The 17,289-nt window shown below is 66.1% G+C and carries 15 protein-coding genes; all 15 read left to right on the forward strand.

Translation table 11 applies throughout. The features are described 5' to 3' along the window. The first annotated feature begins 4 nt into the window (after positions 1 to 4). The 15 genes from KBW98_RS08305 to KBW98_RS08375 all read left to right on the forward strand — a co-directional run bounded on the left by KBW98_RS08305 (position 5) and on the right by KBW98_RS08375 (position 17,284). Positions 5 to 1,054 (forward strand): helix-turn-helix domain-containing protein, encoded by a 1,050-nt coding sequence (locus KBW98_RS08305; RefSeq protein WP_211519654.1) that lies wholly within the window; start codon positions 5 to 7, stop codon positions 1,052 to 1,054. 16 nt (positions 1,055 to 1,070) lie between these two features. Continuing rightward, complete coding sequence (gene ispG, locus KBW98_RS08310) at positions 1,071 to 2,357, forward strand: flavodoxin-dependent (E)-4-hydroxy-3-methylbut-2-enyl-diphosphate synthase (protein ID WP_211519655.1); 1,287 nt, start codon at positions 1,071 to 1,073, stop codon at positions 2,355 to 2,357. 107 nt (positions 2,358 to 2,464) lie between these two features. After that, on the forward strand, positions 2,465 to 3,796 hold the full coding sequence (gene hisS, locus KBW98_RS08315; protein ID WP_211519656.1) for a histidine--tRNA ligase: 1,332 nt from the start codon (positions 2,465 to 2,467) through the stop codon (positions 3,794 to 3,796). Between the two features lie 49 nt (positions 3,797 to 3,845). Beyond that, positions 3,846 to 4,517, forward strand: coding sequence for a tetratricopeptide repeat protein (locus KBW98_RS08320; protein WP_211519657.1), 672 nt, complete (start codon positions 3,846 to 3,848; stop codon positions 4,515 to 4,517). 82 nt (positions 4,518 to 4,599) lie between these two features. Beyond that, positions 4,600 to 5,754: an outer membrane protein assembly factor BamB gene (bamB, locus tag KBW98_RS08325; protein WP_211519658.1), complete on the forward strand. Its 1,155-nt coding sequence runs from the start codon at positions 4,600 to 4,602 to the stop codon at positions 5,752 to 5,754. 9 nt (positions 5,755 to 5,763) lie between these two features. Beyond that, the gene (gene der, locus KBW98_RS08330; RefSeq protein ID WP_211519659.1) at positions 5,764 to 7,107 is read left to right on the forward strand and encodes a ribosome biogenesis GTPase Der; all 1,344 of its coding nucleotides are present in this window, start codon (positions 5,764 to 5,766) and stop codon (positions 7,105 to 7,107) included. A gap of 140 nt (positions 7,108 to 7,247) precedes the next feature. Next, the gene (gene hfq / locus KBW98_RS08335) at positions 7,248 to 7,484 is read left to right on the forward strand and encodes an RNA chaperone Hfq (RefSeq protein ID WP_026354376.1); all 237 of its coding nucleotides are present in this window, start codon (positions 7,248 to 7,250) and stop codon (positions 7,482 to 7,484) included. Positions 7,485 to 7,516: 32 nt separating this feature from the next. Beyond that, a complete protein-coding gene (gene hflX / locus KBW98_RS08340) occupies positions 7,517 to 8,713 on the forward strand; it encodes a GTPase HflX (protein WP_229429063.1) in 1,197 nt (398 codons plus the stop codon). Positions 8,714 to 8,716: 3 nt separating this feature from the next. After that, positions 8,717 to 10,003, forward strand: a complete 1,287-nt coding sequence (hflK, locus tag KBW98_RS08345) for an FtsH protease activity modulator HflK (RefSeq protein ID WP_211519661.1) — start codon at positions 8,717 to 8,719, stop codon at positions 10,001 to 10,003. Then, positions 10,003 to 10,875 carry a protease modulator HflC gene (gene hflC / locus KBW98_RS08350; protein WP_211519662.1) on the forward strand — a complete coding sequence of 291 codons (873 nt, stop codon included), beginning with the start codon at positions 10,003 to 10,005 and terminating at the stop codon, positions 10,873 to 10,875. Before hflK ends, hflC begins: the two co-directional genes overlap by 1 nt. A gap of 397 nt (positions 10,876 to 11,272) precedes the next feature. Beyond that, the gene (locus KBW98_RS08355) at positions 11,273 to 12,427 is read left to right on the forward strand and encodes an ATP phosphoribosyltransferase regulatory subunit (RefSeq protein WP_211519663.1); all 1,155 of its coding nucleotides are present in this window, start codon (positions 11,273 to 11,275) and stop codon (positions 12,425 to 12,427) included. Between the two features lie 3 nt (positions 12,428 to 12,430). Beyond that, on the forward strand, positions 12,431 to 13,747 hold the full coding sequence (locus KBW98_RS08360) for an adenylosuccinate synthase (RefSeq protein WP_211519664.1): 1,317 nt from the start codon (positions 12,431 to 12,433) through the stop codon (positions 13,745 to 13,747). Positions 13,748 to 13,778: 31 nt separating this feature from the next. Next, on the forward strand, positions 13,779 to 14,318 hold the full coding sequence (locus KBW98_RS08365; RefSeq protein ID WP_211519665.1) for a phosphoribosyltransferase: 540 nt from the start codon (positions 13,779 to 13,781) through the stop codon (positions 14,316 to 14,318). Between the two features lie 253 nt (positions 14,319 to 14,571). Next, positions 14,572 to 15,168: a MarC family protein gene (locus tag KBW98_RS08370; protein ID WP_211519666.1), complete on the forward strand. Its 597-nt coding sequence runs from the start codon at positions 14,572 to 14,574 to the stop codon at positions 15,166 to 15,168. Positions 15,169 to 15,265: 97 nt separating this feature from the next. After that, positions 15,266 to 17,284 (forward strand): ATP-binding protein, encoded by a 2,019-nt coding sequence (locus tag KBW98_RS08375; RefSeq protein WP_211519667.1) that lies wholly within the window; start codon positions 15,266 to 15,268, stop codon positions 17,282 to 17,284. The last annotated feature ends 5 nt before the right edge of the window (positions 17,285 to 17,289 follow it).

Raw genomic sequence — 17,289 nt, forward strand, 5'->3', positions numbered from 1 at the left:
GAACATGAACGAGCACGCAGACCAGCCGGGCGCCCCGGACAACCCGTCGGGCAACCCGGGCAAGACCCTCCAGACCCAGCGCGAAGCGATGGGCTGGACCGTGGAGCAGGTGGCCGACCAGCTCAAGCTGGCGCCGCGCCAGGTGGTGGCGCTGGAAGCGGGCGACTTCGCCTCGCTGCCGAGCCCGGCCGTGACGCGCGGCTTCGTGCGCGCCTACGCCAAGCTCCTCAAGATCGACGCCGCGCCGCTGGTGTCGATGATCGAACTGAACATGCCGCCGCAGGCCCAGGCGGGCGCTCCGATGGCGCGCCGCGAGCAGCGTCCGGCCGCCTTCAACGAGACCCGCTTCCCGATCGGCGGCAAGCGTACCCGCCTGCCGCTCGGCTGGATCGCCGCCGTACTGGTGGTCGGTGGCGTCGCCGCCGCGGCCTGGCAGCTGGGCGTGATCCCGGGCAGCCGTCCGGCGGCCGACGCCAATCCGGCCGACGGCGTGGTGCTCGAGACCCCGGGCGTCGCCACCCCGGGCGTGGCCGCGCCCGCCACCAACGGCGCCATCCAGGCCCCGCTGAACAACCCGTCGGTGCCGCTGATCTCGGTGCCGGCCCCGGCCGCCGAAGGTACGGCGCCTGCCGCCACCGGCGCCACGCCCGGCGTGACCGCGCCCACCGCCCCGCCGGCCACTACGCCGACCAACGCGCCGGTCAACGCGCCGGTGACGACCGCACCGGCGGGCGCCGCGCCCGCTCCGGCAACCGTTCCGCCCGCGGCCCCTGCCGCTGCCCCTGCCGCCGCCGCACCTGCCGCCGCGGCCGGCGCGAACACGCTGGTGCTGAACGTGCGCGAGGATTCGTGGATCGAAGTGCGCCCGGCCGGCGGCGGCCGCCCGCTGCTGTCGCGCCTGGTGAAGGCCGGCAGCACCGAGACCCTGGAGCTCACCCAGCCGGTGAACCTGGTGGTCGGCGCGCCCTCGGGCGTGAGCGCGACCCTGCGCGGCGCCAGCGTCGCGCTGCCCCAGGTGCCGGGCAAGACCATCGCGCGCGTGTCCCTGAAATAATCGAAACCGGAATTCCATGACTTCGCTGAACGAACCCTGCATCCAGGACCCGATTCCATCCGGCCCGCTGGCGCGCCGCGCCAGCCGCAAGGTGCTGGTCGCCCATGGCGCCCGCCAGGTCTGGATGGGCGGCGACGCTCCGGTGGTGGTGCAGTCGATGACCAACACCGACACCGCCGACGTGATCGGCACCGCGATCCAGGTGAAGGAGCTCGCGCGCGCCGGTTCCGAGATCGTGCGCATCACCGTGAACACCCCGGAAGCCGCCGCCGCCGTGCCGGCCATCCGCGAGCAGCTCGACCGCATGGAAGTCGACGTGCCGCTCGTGGGCGACTTCCACTACAACGGCCACCTGCTGCTGCGCGACTATCCCGAGTGCGCGCAGGCGCTGTCGAAGTACCGCATCAACCCGGGCAACGTGGGGCAGGGCGCCAAGCGCGACACCCAGTTCGCCCAGATGATCGAAATCGCCGCCAGGTACGACAAGCCGGTGCGCATCGGCGTCAACTGGGGCAGCCTGGACCAGTCGCTGCTGGCCCGCATCATGGACGAGAACGCGGCGCGCGCGAACCCGTGGAGCGCCCAGGCCGTGATGTACGAAGCCCTGATCACCTCGGCGATCGAGAACGCCGTGCGCGCGGAAGAAGTGGGCCTGGCGCGCGACAAGATCATCCTGAGCTGCAAGGTGTCGGGCGTGCAGGACCTGATCGCGGTCTACCGCGAACTGGCGCGCCGCTGCGACTACCCGCTGCACCTTGGCCTGACCGAGGCCGGCATGGGCAGCAAGGGCATCGTGGCCTCGACCGCCGCGCTGTCGGTGCTGCTGCAGGAAGGCATCGGCGACACCATCCGCATTTCGCTGACCCCGGAACCGGGCGGCGACCGCACCAAGGAAGTGGTGGTCGGCCAGGAGATCCTGCAGACCATGGGCCTGCGCAAGTTCACCCCGATGGTGATCGCTTGCCCGGGCTGCGGCCGTACGACGTCCACCGTGTTCCAGGAGCTGGCCGACAACATCCAGACCTTCCTGCGCGAGCAGATGCCGGAGTGGAAGAAGACCTATCCGGGCGTGGAGGCGATGAACGTGGCCGTGATGGGCTGCATCGTCAACGGGCCGGGCGAATCGAAGCACGCCAACATCGGCATCAGCCTGCCGGGCACGGGCGAATCGCCGGCCGCGCCGGTGTTCGTCGACGGCCAGAAGTTCGCCACCCTGCGCGGCGAGCGCATCGTCGACGAGTTCAAGACCATCGTGCTGGATTACGTGAAGAAGAATTACGGCAGGGAAGCCGTCACAGAATAAATTTGTAGGGTGGGCAGGTCTCCTGCCCACGCGTTCGACCAGTGCATGCGCCGCTTGAACGCGTGGGCGGGGAACCCGCCCACCCTACGATAAAGAGAGCCAACAATATGTCCAAACCAGAAAAAATCGTCGCCATCAAAGGCATGAACGACATCCTCCCGACAAACGCACCGCTGTGGGAGCTGTTCGAGAACACCACCGAAACGATCCTGAAAAGCTACGGCTACCAGAAGATCGTCACCCCGATCGTCGAGGAAACCGGCCTGTTCGCGCGCGCCATCGGCGCCGTCACCGACATCGTCGAGAAGGAAATGTACTCCTTCGAAGACTCGATGAATGGCGACAAGCTGACCCTGCGCCCGGAAGGCACGGCCGGCGTGGTGCGCGCGGTGCTCGAGCATAACCTGGTCTACGACGGCCCCAAGCGCCTGTGGTACAAGGGCCCGATGTTCCGCCACGAGCGTCCGCAGCGCGGCCGCTACCGCCAGTTCTTCCAGTTCGGCGCCGAAGCCGTGGGCTTCTCGGGCCCGGACATCGATGCGGAACTGATCATGATGTGCCGCCGCCTGTGGGACGACCTGGGCATCCAGAACGTGCGCCTGGAGCTGAACTCGATCGGCAACGCCGACGAGCGCCTGCGCCACCGCGCCGACCTGATCGCCTACCTCGAGAAGCACGAGGACATCCTCGACGCCGAGGCCAAGCGCCGCCTGCACAGCAACCCGCTGCGCATCCTGGACACCAAGAACCCGGCCATGCAGGACATGGTCAACGCGGCGCCCAAGCTGCTCGACTACCTGGGCGAGGAGTCGCTGGCCCACCTCGAGGGCCTGAAGAAGATCCTCGACCGCAACGCGGTGCAGTACACCATCAACCCGCGCCTGGTGCGCGGCCTGGACTACTACAACCGCACCGTGTTCGAGTGGGTCACCGACGAACTGGGTTCGCAGGGCACCATCTGCGCCGGCGGCCGCTACGATCCGCTGATCGAGACCTTCGGCGGCAAGGCCACCCCGGCGGTCGGTTTCGCCATGGGCATGGAGCGCATCATCGAGCTGATGAAGGGCCTGGGCGAAGCCGCCGCCCCGAACCAGTGCGACGTCTACATGGTCCACCAGGGCGAGGAAGCCCAGGCGCAAGCCTTCATCCTGGCCGAGCGCCTTCGCGATGCCGGCCTGGATGTTGTGTTACATTGCGCAACGCCGGCGGGCGCGGGCAGCTTCAAGAGCCAGATGAAGAAGGCCGACGGCAGCGGCGCGGCCTTCGCCGTGATCATCGGCGAGGACGAGGTCGCGAGCAGCAAGGCGGCGGTCAAGGCGATGCGCGGCGAGTCCGGCGAGCAGCAGCAGGCCAGCGTGCCGTTCGAGGAAGTGGTCGACTACGTGGTCGACCAGATCGTCGGCGACCACGATCACGACCACGTGCACTACCACCCATAAGCAAGCGTAAGCAGCACCCGATCCACCCACCAGAAAAACAGACAAGACAATGGCATACGATCTCGAAGAACAGGAACAGATAGCGACCTTCAAGGCATTCTGGGCCAAGTACGGCAACATCATCACCTGGGTGCTGATCCTGGCGCTCGGCTCCTACGCCGCCTATAACTTCTGGAACAGCCACAAGCAGAAGCAGGCCGTCGAAGCCTCGGCCCTGTACGACGAGCTGCAGGCCTCGCTGACCGCCAACGACAACGCCAAGGTGCAGCGCGTGGTGGGCGACATCCAGTCGAAGTACGAGGGCACCGCCTACGCCCCGATGGCCGCGCTGGCCGGCGCCAAGGCGGCCTTCGAGGCCAAGGACCTGAAGACCGCCAAGACCCAGCTGCAATGGGCGGTGGACCACGGCAATGACGAATACAAGTCGATCGCCAAGCTGCGCCTGGCGGGCGTGCTGCTCGACGAGAAGGCCTACGACGAGGCGCTCAAGCTGCTCGGCACCGAGTTCCTGCCGCAGTTCGCCGCCGAAGTGAACGACCGCAAGGGCGACGTGCTGGTCGCGCAGAACAAGCTGGCCGAAGCACGCCAGGCCTATGTCGCGGCCCTGGCCGCCATGGACAAGAACAACCCGGGCCGCCAGCTGGTCCAGGTCAAGCTCGAAGCCATCGGCGGCACCGTCCCGGCCGAGCCGAAAGCGGCGGAACAGAAAGCGGCCGCCTAAGGCCATGTTTCAAGAGGCCCGCGCGCGCCTTCAGGGTGCGCGCGGGCTTTGCGTCTATTGTCTAGGAACAAGGTAAAAGAATATGCGTATTAGCAGGAAGCTCGTTGGTGTTGGTGTGCTGGCCCTGATGACGGGTTGCTCGACCATTAATTCGCTGAATCCCTTCGCCTCCAAGCCGAAGGGCGACCAGCCGGCCAAGCTGGTGGAACTGAAGGGTTCCATGGCCGTGCGCACCGCATGGAAGCTCGACATCGGCAAGGCCCAGGGCTACCAGTTCTCGCCGGCCCTGACCGGCAACAGCGTGGTGGTGGCGGGCGGCGGCGGCGACATCGCGCGCGTCGAGGCGGCCAGCGGCCGCGTCGTGTGGCGCATCAAGGCCGGCAGCGACCTGACCGCGGGCGTGGGCACCGACGGCAACCTGATCGTGGTCGGCGGCGAGGACGGCATGCTGCTGGCCTTCGACATGGACGGCAAGGCCATGTGGAAGACCCAGCTCTCGAGCGAACTGCTGTCGCCTCCGGTCGTGAGCCAGGGCGTGGTGGTGGCGCGCTCGCTCGACAACCGCATCGTCGGCGTCGACGCCCAGACCGGCGCCAAGAAATGGACCGTGCAGAAGGTCGCGCCGCCGCTGACCCTGCGCAACGCGCCGGGCATGATCGTGTCCGGCAGCGACGTCATCGTCGCCCAGCCGGGCGGCAAGCTGTCCTCGCTGATCCTTGCGACCGGCGCCCCGCGCTGGGACGTCGAGGTCGGCGTGGCGCGCGGCGCCACCGAACTGGAACGCGTGACCGACATCGGCGGCGCCCCGGTGCTGTTCGAGAACGACGTCTGCGCCGTGTCCTACCAGGGCCGCGTGGGCTGCTTCGACGTCACCACCGGCGCCGCGCGCTGGACCCGCGACCTCTCGTCCGAAGTGGGCGTGGCGGTCGACCAGCGCTTCGTCTTCGCCGCCGACGACAAGGGCGCGCTGCACGCCTTCACCCGCGACACCGGCTCCTCGAGCTGGAAAAACGACAAGCTGTCCTTCCGCCGCCTCTCGACCCCGCTGTCCTACGGCCGTGCGGTCGCGGTCGGCGACCTGGAAGGCATCGTGCACTTCCTGTCGCGCGAGGACGGCTCCTTCCTGGCGCGCGCCGCCACCGACGGCAGCCCCATCGTGGGCACGCCATTGGTTGCCGGCTCGAACCTGATCTTTCAAACACAAAATGGAACTGTGACCGCCATCGCGGTCGAATAGAATAAGTACATGAAGCCGGTAATCGCACTCGTAGGTCGTCCCAACGTCGGGAAATCGACCCTGTTCAATCGCCTGACCCGTTCGCGCGACGCGCTCGTGGCAGACCTCCCTGGTCTCACCCGCGACCGCCACTACGGCGAAGGCCGGATCGGCGAACGTCCGTTCCTGGTCATCGACACGGGTGGTTTCGAACCGGTCGCCAAGGAAGGCATCATGCACGAAATGGCGCTGCAGACGCGCCAGGCCGTGGCCGAAGCCGACGTGGTCGTGTTCATCGTGGACGGCCGCCAGGGCCTGACTCCGCACGACAAGACCATCACCGACTACCTGCGCAAGGCCGGCCGCAAGGTCATGCTCGTGGTCAACAAGTCGGAGGGCATGAAGTACACCTCCGTGACCGCCGACTTCTACGAGCTGGGCCTGGGCGACCCCTATGTCATCTCCGCCGCCCACGGCGACGGCGTGCACGACCTGGTGCGCGAAGCCCTGGACATCGCCTTCGCCGACCGTCCCGACGAAGAGGACGAGCCGGAGCACCCGGACCACGGGATCAAGATCGCCATCGTCGGCCGCCCGAACGTGGGCAAGTCGACCCTGATCAATACCCTGGTCGGCGAGCAGCGCGTGATCGCCTTCGACATGCCGGGCACCACCCGCGACTCGATCGAAGTGCCGTTCGAGCGCGACGGCAAGAAATACACCCTGATCGACACCGCCGGCATCCGCCGCCGCGGCAAGATTTTCGAAGCCATCGAGAAATTCTCGGTGGTCAAGACGATGCAGTCGATCTCGGACGCCAACGTGGTCATCCTTCTGCTGGATGCGCAGCAGGACATTTCCGAGCAAGATGCCCACATCGCCGGCTTCATCCTGGAAGCGGGCAGGGCGCTCGTGGTCGTGGTCAACAAGTGGGACGGCCTGCAGTCGCACCAGCGCGACCAGGTCAAGATCGACCTCGACCGCAAGCTGGACTTCCTGGGCTTCGCCAAGACCCACTTCATCTCGGCGCTGAAGGGCACCGGCATTCCGCAGATGATGAAGTCGGTCGAGTCGGCCTACAAGGCCGCCACCACCAACCTGTCGACGCCCAAGCTCACCCGCGCCCTGCAGGAAGCCGTGGAAAAGCAGGAGCCCAAGCGCAAGGGCAGCATCCGTCCCAAGATGCGCTATGCGCACCAGGGCGGCCAGAATCCGCCGATCATCGTCATCCACGGCAATGCGCTGGAGGGAATCACCGAGCCGTACAAACGTTACCTGGAGAAACATTTCCGCGATACGTTCAACCTCGTCGGCACCCCGCTGCGCATCGAACTGAAGAGCGGGAAGAACCCGTTTGCCAAGGAACAGAAATAGCCGTAGCAGTACGACAAAAAGTGGCAAAACAGGTTACAGTAGCTTAGGGCTTTCATTCGCTACAGCGGAATGTCGCCTTGACACTTGAAATCCGGCAAATCGCCACAATTTTTAAACTACAACAACATTACGGAGCTGTTATGAGCAACAAAGGGCAACTGTTACAAGACCCATTCCTGAACGCCTTGCGCAAGGAGCACGTCCCCGTCTCCATCTACCTGGTCAACGGCATCAAGCTGCAGGGCCATATCGAGTCCTTCGACCAGTACGTCGTCCTGCTTCGTAATACCGTGACCCAGATGGTCTACAAGCACGCCATTTCCACCGTTGTGCCGGCCCGCGCCGTCAACCTCAACCTCGACTCCGAAGCCGAGTAAGGCCGATGGCTGACGCCCCCGGCACGCCTTCCATGCGCGCAGCGCTGGTCGGCATCGATTTTGGCGCTGGCGACTTTGCCGCCAGCCTGGAAGAGCTGTCGCTGCTTGCGCGCTCCGCCGGCGCGGAGCCGATCACCACGATCACGGCCAAGCGCGCCAGTCCCGATCCCGCCCACTTCGTCGGCAGCGGCAAGGCCGACGAAATCGCGATGGCCTGCAAGGCCGAGCGCATCGACATCGTCATCTTCAACCACGCGCTGTCGCCGGCCCAGCAGCGCAACCTGGAACGCCGCCTGGAAATCCGGGTGGTCGACCGCACCAGCCTGATCCTCGACATCTTCGCCCAGCGCGCCAAGAGCCACGAGGGCAAGCTGCAGGTGGAACTGGCCCAGCTGCAGCACCTGGCCACGCGCCTGATCCGCGGCTGGACCCACCTGGAGCGCCAGAAGGGCGGTATCGGCCTGCGCGGCCCAGGTGAAACCCAGCTCGAGACCGACCGCCGCCTGATCGGCGAACGCGTCAAGATGCTGCGCGCCCGCCTGACCAAGCTGCGCAAGCAGCACGAGACCCAGCGCCGCGCGCGCGGACGCAACCAGACTTTCTCGGTGTCGCTGGTCGGCTATACCAACGCCGGCAAGTCGACCCTGTTCAATACCCTCACCAAGGCCGGCGTCTATGTCGCGAACCAGCTGTTCGCGACCCTGGACACCACCAGCCGCCGCCTCTACCTCGGCGACGAGGTCGGCAGCGTCGTCATGAGCGACACCGTCGGCTTCGTGCGCGAACTGCCCCACCAGCTGGTCGCGGCTTTCCGCGCCACCCTCGAGGAAACCATCCACGCCGACCTGCTGCTGCACGTGGTCGACGGCAACTCACCGGTGCGCATGGAGCAGATCGAGCAGGTCAACGAGGTATTGCGCGAGATCGGCGCCGATCATGTGCCCCAGATCCTGGTCTGGAACAAGATCGACGCGGCCGGGCTGGAGCCCGGGGTCGAGCGTGATGAATATGATAAGATCAGCCGCGTTTTCATCAGCGCCCATAGTGGCGCCGGCCTGGACCTGCTGCGCGGCGCGATCGTCGAAGCGGCCCTGGCCGAACCCGGGCAGCAACAAAACGAAGCGCAGGACTCCGTACTCGATTTCGCACTGGACGAACCCTCGGTGGGCGGTTCGCTGGGCGGTCCTGCCGACAATATGCCAACTTCCACCCATCACGGGCCACACTAGCCTATGCTTGTTTCTTTACTAAAACGTTTCGGCATCAAAATGTCGCTGAACGATCCGCGTTGGGGCCGCAATCCCGACGATGACCGCAAGGCCCAGGAGGGCCGCCGTCCGGGTGAAGGTCCGCCCGACCTCGACCAGCTCTGGCGCGACTTCAACGCCCGCCTGAACCGCATGTTCGGCAACCGCGGCAATGGCGGCGACGGCAATAATGGCGGACCCGGCCGCGGCGACATGCGCGGCGCCAGCGTCACCGCCGGCGTGGTCGCCGTCATCGTCGGCCTGATCTGGCTGGCCAGCGGCGCCTTCATCGTGCAGGAAGGCCAGACCGGGGTCGTCACGACCTTCGGCAAGCTGAGCCACACCACCTCGGCCGGTTTCAACTGGCGCTGGCCTTATCCCTTCCAGGCGCACGAGACGGTCAATGTCTCGCAGATCCGCACCGCCGAGATCGGCTACCGCGCCAACGTCCGCAACAAGCAGCCGCAAGAGTCGCTGATGCTCACCGACGACGAGAACATCATCGACATCCAGTTCGCGGTGCAGTACACGCTGAAGGACCCGGTCCAGTGGCTGTTCAACAACCGCGACCAGGACGACACCGTGCGCCAGGTCGCCGAGACCGCCATCCGAGAAGTGGTCGGCAAGAACAAGATGGACTTCGTCCTCTACGAAGGCCGCGAGAAGGTGGCCGCCGACGTGCATGCGATCCTGCAGCAGATGGTCGACCGCTACGCGCTGGGCGCCCTGATCACCAACGTGACCATGCAGGCGGTGCAGCCGCCGGAGCAGGTGCAGACCGCCTTCGACGACGCCGTGCGCGCCGGCCAGGACCGCGCCCGCGCCAGGAACGAGGGCGAGGCCTATGCCAACCAGGTGATCCCGCAGGCGCGCGGCCAGGCCTTCCGCCTGCAGCAGGACGCCGAAGCCTACCGCTCGATGGTGGTGGAGAACGCGACCGGTAACGCCGCCCGCTTCAACCAGGTGGTGGCCGCCTACGGCAAGGCCCCGGGCGTGACGCGCGACCGCATGTACATCGACACCATGCAGCAGATCTTCACCAGCACCACCAAGGTGATGGTCGATACGCGCAACAACAGCGGCATGATCTACCTGCCGCTCGACAAGCTGCTCGCGCAGAGCGCCGCCAACGATTCCGCCGTCGGCAACAAGTCCGGCCCGGTGCAGGTACCCCAGTCCCAGCCGACGCCGGAAGTAACGCAAGCCATGGATTCGGTGCGCCAGCGCGACGAGCGCAGCCGCGATTCCTCACGTGACCGGGAGAGCCGCTGATGAACCGCCTCGTAACCTTTTTCGTGGCGGGCTTTATTGCCCTGATGCTGTTGTCGTCCACCGTGTTCGTGGTCGACCAGCGCCGCTTCGCCATCGTCTTCGCCCTGGGCCAGGTGCGCGACGTGATCACCGAGCCGGGCCTGCATTTCAAGCTGCCGCCGCCGTTCCAGAACGTGATCTACCTGGACAAGCGCATCCTGACGCTCGACACGCCCGACGCCGACCGCTTCATCACGGCCGAGAAGAAGAACATCCTGGTGGATGCCTTCGTCAAGTGGCGCATCGTCGACCCGCGCCTGTACTACATCAGCTTCACCGGCGACGAAAGCCGCGCCCGCGACCGCATGTCGCAGATCATCAAGGCGGCCCTGAACGACGAGATCACCAAGCGCACCGTGCGCGAAGTGATCTCGGGCGAACGCGGCGCCGTGATGGCGGCGGTGCAGCAGAAGGTGGTGGCCGAGGCCAAGGAAATCGGCGTCGGCATCGTCGACGTGCGCCTGAAGCGCGTGGACTACATCGAGCAGATCAACAACTCGGTGTACGAACGCATGCGCGCCGAGCGCGTCCGCGTCGCCAACGAGCTGCGTTCGACCGGCGCCGCCGAGTCCGAGCAGATCCGCGCCGATGCAGACCGCCAGCGCACCGTGATCATCGCCGAAGCCTTCCGCGAGGCCGAGAAGATCAAGGGTGACGGCGATGCGAAGGCGTCGGTGATCTATGCCGAAGCGTTTGGCAAGAATCCGGAGTTCGCCAAGTTCTACCGCTCGCTGGAGGCGTATCGCGCCAGCTTCAAGGACCGGAACGATGTGCTGGTGATGGATCCGAATTCGGAGTTCTTCAAGTACTTCAAGCAGCCGGGCTCGAAGTAATGCTTGTTCTGTCCGCTCACACTTGGGGTGAGGGCGGGCAGGGTGGCAGATCATACAAACTTGGGTCCCCGTCTTCGCAGGGATGACGGTTTGGAGGTCAGTTGTGCTGAAGGCTTCGTCGCCTTGCACCCGCTCCCTCCGAACGTCATCCCTGCGAAGGCGGGGACCCAAGTTCCTTGCGCACCACGAACGCCCTTCGCACCCTGAATGACAGAAATAAGCAACTTGTCTATCGTGGCAATTTGCCAACCCGCATCCTGTCAAACAAGCATTCCCCGCCAGTTAACCGCCGTTTTCGGTTAAAATCACCGATTCGGCGCTCGCGCCGCGCGTCGGCACGTCTGTTGCCGTCACGTCGTTGCTCTCTTTAAAATCCATCACCCAACCGCTGTTGCCCATGCCGAATTGGCTATTGCCTGAGAATATTGCCGATGTCTTGCCGTCCGAAGCGCGCAAGATCGAGGAACTGCGCCGCCTGATGCTGGATAATTTCCGGCTGTACGGCTACGAACTGGTGATGCCGCCGCTGCTCGAGTACACCGACTCGCTGCTGGCCGGCGCCGGACAGGACACCGAACTCAAGACCTTCAAGGTGGTGGACCCGCTCACCGGCCGCCTGCTCGGCCTGCGCGCTGACATGACCACCCAGGTCGCCCGCATCGACGCCCACCTGCTGAACCGCGATTCCGTCACCCGACTGTGCTACGCCGGCTCGGTGCTGCATACCCGTCCGTCGGGCCTGCACGCGACCCGCGAGCCGGTGCAGATCGGCGCCGAGATCTACGGCCACGCCGGCCTCGAGGCCGATGCCGAGATCCAGGAACTGGCCCTCGGCTCGCTGGCCCTGGCCGGCTTCACCGACGTGCGCCTGGACCTGTCCCACGTCGGGGTGCTGCGCGCCCTGCTGGCGGAAGACCCGGCGGCGCGGCGCGACGAAACCCAGATCTACTGCCTGCTGCGCGCCAAGGATGCCGCCAGCCTGGACGAGATCTCGAAGAACTACTACCCGCAGACCCGCCAGGCCCTGCTGGCGCTGCCCCAGCTGTACGGCGACATCGACGTGCTGGCGCGCGCCAAGGAAATGCTGCCGGCCCTGCCGGGCATCACCCGCGCGCTGGCCGAACTGGCCGCGCTGGCGGGTTCGGCCATCGGCCGCGCCGACGTGGCGGTCGACCTGGCCGACCTGCGCGGCTACCAGTACGAAAGCGGCGCCATGTTCGCGCTCTACGTGCCGGGCCTGCCGAACGCGGTGGCGCGCGGCGGCCGCTACGACCACGTAGGCGAGGCCTTCGGCCGTGCGCGTCCCGCGACCGGCTTCTCGCTCGACCTGCGCGAGCTGGCGCGCCTGCTGCCGACCGCCGAGCGCAAGCATTCCATCCGCGCGCCCTGGGGCAACGCCCCGGAACTGCGGGAAAAAATCGCTGACCTGCGCAAGGCAGGCGAAGTCGTGATCCAGAGCATGCCGGGTCACGACAATGTTCAGGACGAGTTCGAGTGCGACCGCGTGCTCGTCCTCGAAAACGGAAATTGGATTCTCAAAAACTTAGGTTAAGTGATGTCAAATACTAACGTGGCAAAGAACGTCGTCGTCATCGGCACCCAATGGGGCGACGAAGGCAAGGGGAAGATCGTCGACTGGCTGACCGACCACGCCGCCGGCGTGGTGCGCTTCCAGGGCGGCCATAACGCGGGTCACACCCTCGTGATCAAGGGCCAGAAGACCGCGCTGCAGCTGATCCCCTCGGGCATCATGCGCGAAGGCGTGGCCTGCTACATCGGCAACGGCGTCGTGGTCTCGGTGCCGGACGTCCTGCGCGAGATCGACAAGCTGGCCGCGGCCGGTGTCGAAGTCGTGTCGCGCCTGAAGATCTCGGAAGCCTGCCCGGTCATCCTGCCTTACCACGTCGCCATCGACAAGGCGCGCGAAGCCAAGCGCGGCGAGAACAAGATCGGCACCACCGGCAAGGGCATCGGCCCGGCCTACGAAGACAAGGTGGCGCGCCGCGCGATCCGCATCGCCGACATGCTCAACGAAGAGCGCTTCGCCGAGAAGCTGAAGGAAAACCTTGAGTACCACAACTTCGTCCTGGTGAACTACCTGGGCGGCGAGGCGATCGACTTCCAGCAGACCTTCGACGACGCGATGGCCCTGGTGCCGCGCCTGCGCCCGATGGTCGGCGACGTCTCGTCGGCCCTGTACGCCGCCCACAAGGCTGGCGGCAGCCTGCTGTTCGAAGGCGCGCAAGGCTCGCTGCTCGACGTCGACCACGGCACCTACCCGTTCGTCACCTCGTCCAACTGCGTGGCCGGCAACGCCGCCGCAGGCGCCGGCGTGGGCCCGGGCATGCTGCACTACATCATGGGCATCACCAAGGCGTACACCACCCGCGTCGGTTCGGGCCCGTTCCCGGCCGAACTGCCGACCGACCAGGGCGTCGGCGAGCACCTGTCGCGCGTGGGCCACGAGTTCGGCACCGTGACCGGCCGTGCGCGCCGCTGCGGCTGGTTCGACGCCGCGCTGCTGCGCCGCTCGGTCCAGATCAACGGCGTGACCGGCATGTGCCTGACCAAGCTGGACGTGCTGGACGGCCTGGAGTCGCTCAAGCTGTGCACCGGCTACAAGATCGACGGCCGCGACGTGGACATCTTCCCGGTCGGCGCCGAAGAAGCCGCCCTGTGCCAGCCGGTCTACGAAGAAATGCCGGGCTGGACCGAATCGACCGTCGGCGCCAAGTCGATGGAAGACCTGCCGGCCAATGCGCGCGCCTACATCAAGCGCATCGAAGAACTGGTCGGCATCCCGATCGACATGGTGTCGACCGGCCCGGACCGCGAAGAAACCATCGTGCTGCGCCACCCGTTCGCAGCCTGATTCAAATTATAAAAATAGGAATAGCCTGAACATGAACACCCCTGCATCGACCGAAAAGGACCTCTGGGTTTCCTGGGACGAGTACAACCGCCTGGTCGAGCGCCTCGCGCTGCAAGTCTACGAATCGAACTGGAAGTTCGACATGGTGCTGTGCCTGGCGCGCGGCGGCGTGCGTCCCGGTGACGTGATCTCGCGCATCTTCGACGTGCCGCTGGCGATCCTGTCGACCAGCTCCTACCGCGAAGAAGCCGGCACCAAGCAGGGCAACCTGGACATCGCCAAGTACATGACCATGACCAAGGGCCCGCTGGCCGGCCGCATCCTGCTGGTCGACGACCTGGCCGACTCCGGCGTGACCCTGCAAAAGGTGCGCGAGCACCTGCAGACCAACTACCCGGACGTCTCGGAAGTGAAATCGGCCGTCATCTGGGTCAAGGGCACGTCAAGCTTCAAGCCGGACTACCACCTGGAAGACCTGCCGCACAACCCGTGGATCCACCAGCCGTTCGAGGACTACGACGGCCTGCGTCCGCACCAGCTGGCGGCCTGGATGAAGAAGTTCGAGAAGTAATTCTTCGGTAGGCATACCGAATGGGGCAGGGAAGGGCGGAAGCCTTTTCCTGCCTTTTTCTTTGGCACTATCGTAGGGTTGGCGGCTTCGCCGCGACGCGTTCACCCAGCGCCGGCACGGTCGAGGAATTTCATATGCCAACGATCACGCGTCGGCGGAAATCCGCCGACCCTGCGCGAATCGCGGCGCAGGCGTGCGGGATGTTAAGATGCTCTCATTCGTTACTTTCGGGTAATCCAACAACAAGAATCCCATGACCCAAAGCTTCTTCCAGACCTTCATCCTCCTGATCCTCGTCACCGACCCCTTCGGCAACGTTCCCTTGTTCGCCGCCGCTCTCAAGGACGTGGCTCCGCAGCGCCGTCCGCGCATCGTGGTGCGCGAATGCGCGATCGCCTTCCTGCTGCTGCTGGTGTTCATGTTCTTCGGCCAGCACTTCCTCGAAGCGCTGCACCTGAGCCCGGTCTCGCTGCGCATCGGCGGCGCCGTCATTCTCCTGATGATCGCGATCCGCATGATCTTCCCGCATCCGGACGGCGTGCTGGGCCGCAGCGAACATGGCGAGCCCTTCATCGTGCCGCTGGCGATCCCGGCGCTGGCCGGCCCGTCGGCCCTGGCCACCGTGCTGCTGTTCAGCTCGACCAGTTTCTCCGAAACCATGGTCCATGTCGCCGCGCTGGCGGCGGTGGGCATCGTGTGGCTGGCCGTGTTCCTGAGCGCCGAGCGCCTGCAGCAGAAGCTGGGGCCGCAGGTCATGACGGCCTTCGAGCGCCTGATGGGCCTGATCCTCACGGCGATGTCGATCGAAATGCTGCTCGGCGGTATCCGCGAGTTCGTCAAGACGCTGTAAGCCGGTCAGCCGTGCGGAAGGATGCCGGACAATTCTGGCACACTGCGATAGACGCCTGACGCGTCCACGACGCGTCTTTTACCTGCTCCCACCGAGAATGAAACAGGAACACGCGATACCTTCCGAATGGCTGCCCTTCCTGAGTGGCGGCGGCATGATGGGCGCCATGATGCGCTCGCACGATTGGTCCGGCTCGCCGCTGGGTCATCCGCGCGACTGGCCGCAGGCGCTGCGCACGGTCGTCGGCCTCATGCTCAACTCGAAGTTCCCCATGTTCGTCGCCTGGGGACCCGAGCTCGGTTTCCTGTACAACGACTCCTACGTGCCGATCCTCGGTGAAAAGCATCCGGCCTCGCTGGGCATGCGCTTCCACGACATCTGGGGCGAGATCTGGGACGACATCCATCCCCTCATCGTGCGCGCGCTGCGGGGCGAGTCGACCTACATGGACCGGCTGCCGCTGCGGATGCACCGCCACGGCTACGACGAGGACACCTGGTTCACCTTTTCCTATTCGCCAGTGCGCGACGAAGGCGGTACCGTGGCCGGCATGTATTGCGCCTGCGTGGAGGCCACGGCCGAGGTCCTGGCCGAGCGCTACCGCGAGGCGGAGAACCAGCGCCTGATGGCCTTGTTCGAGCAGGCGCCGGGCATCATCGCCGTGCTGCGCGGCCCGAACCACGTGTTCGAACTCACCAACCACTCCTACCTGGAGCTGATCGGCCAGCGCGAGCTGGTCGGCAAGCCGGCGCGCGAGGCGCTGCCCGAGGTGGCGGGGCAGGGCTTCTTCGAGCTGCTCGACGAGGTCTACCGGTCGGGCCAGCCCTTCGTCGGCCACGACCTGCCGGTGCGTATCCAGCGCGAAGCCAACGCGCCGCTGGAAGAACGCTACATCGACTTCGTCTACCAGCCCTTCCGCGACGCCAAGGGCGACGTGGAAGGGATTTTCGTCGAAGGCAGCGACGTCACCGCGCGCAAGCGCGTGGAGGACGAGCTGCGCGCCGCCAACCGCCAGAAAGACCAGTTCCTGGCCATGCTGGCCCACGAGCTGCGTAATCCGCTGGCGCCGATCACCACGGCGGCCCAGCTCCTGCAAAGCGGCCAGCTCGATGCCCAGGGGATCCGCAACGCCAGCAACATCATCGCGCGCCAGGCCGAGCACATGACCGACCTGGTGAACGACCTGCTGGACGTGTCGCGCGTGACGCGCGGCCTGGTGAGCATCGAACAGGAAGACCTCGACCTGCACGACATCCTGGCGGAAGCGGTGGAGCAGGTACGGCCCCTGATCGACGCCCGCCGCCACGAGCTGCGCACCGAGATCGAGAACGTCGCGCTGCACGTGGCGGGCGACCGCACGCGCCTGATCCAGGTGCTCTCCAACATCTTGAATAATGCCGCCAAGTACACCGCGCCGGGCGGCCTGCTCGTGCTGCGCGTCCGGCGCGATGCCGAGGGCGTGGTGATCGCGGTGTGCGACAACGGTCAGGGCATCGACCGGCAGGTGCTGCCCTACATCTTCGACCTGTTCATCCAGGCCGAGCGCACGCCCGACCGATCCCAGGGCGGCCTCGGCATCGGCCTGGCGCTGGTCAAGAGCCTGGTGCTGCTGCACGGCGGCCGCGTCGAGGCGCGCAGCGAGGGCGTGGGGCGCGGCAGCGAGTTCATCGTGCACTTGCCGCTCCTGTCCACCCCCATGGTGCTGCAAGCCGCGCCCGAGCCGGAACCCGTGAACACCGACGACGGCCTGCGCGTGCTGGTGGTGGACGACAACGTCGACGCCGCGCAGATGCTGGCGACCCTGCTCGAGATGCACGGCCACCACGTGAGCATCGAGTACGACGGCAAGGGCGCGCTGGAACACGTCGCCAAGGATCGTCCGGAGGTCACCCTGCTCGACATCGGCCTGCCCGACATGGACGGCCACGAGCTCGCGCGCAAGCTGCGCGCGATGCCGGAGATGGCGGGCACGGTGATGATCGCGCTGACCGGCTACGGCCAACCAGAGGACCAGAAACGCGCGCGCGACGCCGGCTTCGACCACCACATGGTCAAGCCGGCCGACCTGGCGCGGCTGCTCGAACTGCTGGGCGAGGTGAAGGAAGCGCGCCGCTGACTCTC

The sequence above is a fragment of the Massilia sp. ST3 genome (genome assembly GCF_018119405.1).
Taxonomy (GTDB): Bacteria; Pseudomonadota; Gammaproteobacteria; order Burkholderiales; family Burkholderiaceae_D; genus Telluria.

What these genes read in the sequence shown, in the direction of transcription:
- hfq (WP_026354376.1), top strand. Translation starts at nt 7,248, where the DNA reads ATGAGCAACAAAGGGCAACTGTTACAAGACCCATTCCTGAACGCCTTG.
- KBW98_RS08320 (WP_211519657.1), top strand. Translation starts at nt 3,846, where the DNA reads ATGGCATACGATCTCGAAGAACAGGAACAGATAGCGACCTTCAAGGCA.
- KBW98_RS08365 (WP_211519665.1), top strand. Translation starts at nt 13,779, where the DNA reads ATGAACACCCCTGCATCGACCGAAAAGGACCTCTGGGTTTCCTGGGAC.
- ispG (WP_211519655.1), top strand. Translation starts at nt 1,071, where the DNA reads ATGACTTCGCTGAACGAACCCTGCATCCAGGACCCGATTCCATCCGGC.
- KBW98_RS08370 (WP_211519666.1), top strand. Translation starts at nt 14,572, where the DNA reads ATGACCCAAAGCTTCTTCCAGACCTTCATCCTCCTGATCCTCGTCACC.
- hflC (WP_211519662.1), top strand. Translation starts at nt 10,003, where the DNA reads ATGAACCGCCTCGTAACCTTTTTCGTGGCGGGCTTTATTGCCCTGATG.
- KBW98_RS08375 (WP_211519667.1), top strand. Translation starts at nt 15,266, where the DNA reads ATGAAACAGGAACACGCGATACCTTCCGAATGGCTGCCCTTCCTGAGT.
- der (WP_211519659.1), top strand. Translation starts at nt 5,764, where the DNA reads ATGAAGCCGGTAATCGCACTCGTAGGTCGTCCCAACGTCGGGAAATCG.
- hflK (WP_211519661.1), top strand. Translation starts at nt 8,717, where the DNA reads ATGCTTGTTTCTTTACTAAAACGTTTCGGCATCAAAATGTCGCTGAAC.
- KBW98_RS08305 (WP_211519654.1), top strand. Translation starts at nt 5, where the DNA reads ATGAACGAGCACGCAGACCAGCCGGGCGCCCCGGACAACCCGTCGGGC.
- KBW98_RS08355 (WP_211519663.1), top strand. Translation starts at nt 11,273, where the DNA reads ATGCCGAATTGGCTATTGCCTGAGAATATTGCCGATGTCTTGCCGTCC.
- hisS (WP_211519656.1), top strand. Translation starts at nt 2,465, where the DNA reads ATGTCCAAACCAGAAAAAATCGTCGCCATCAAAGGCATGAACGACATC.
- bamB (WP_211519658.1), top strand. Translation starts at nt 4,600, where the DNA reads ATGCGTATTAGCAGGAAGCTCGTTGGTGTTGGTGTGCTGGCCCTGATG.
- KBW98_RS08360 (WP_211519664.1), top strand. Translation starts at nt 12,431, where the DNA reads ATGTCAAATACTAACGTGGCAAAGAACGTCGTCGTCATCGGCACCCAA.
- hflX (WP_229429063.1), top strand. Translation starts at nt 7,517, where the DNA reads ATGCGCGCAGCGCTGGTCGGCATCGATTTTGGCGCTGGCGACTTTGCC.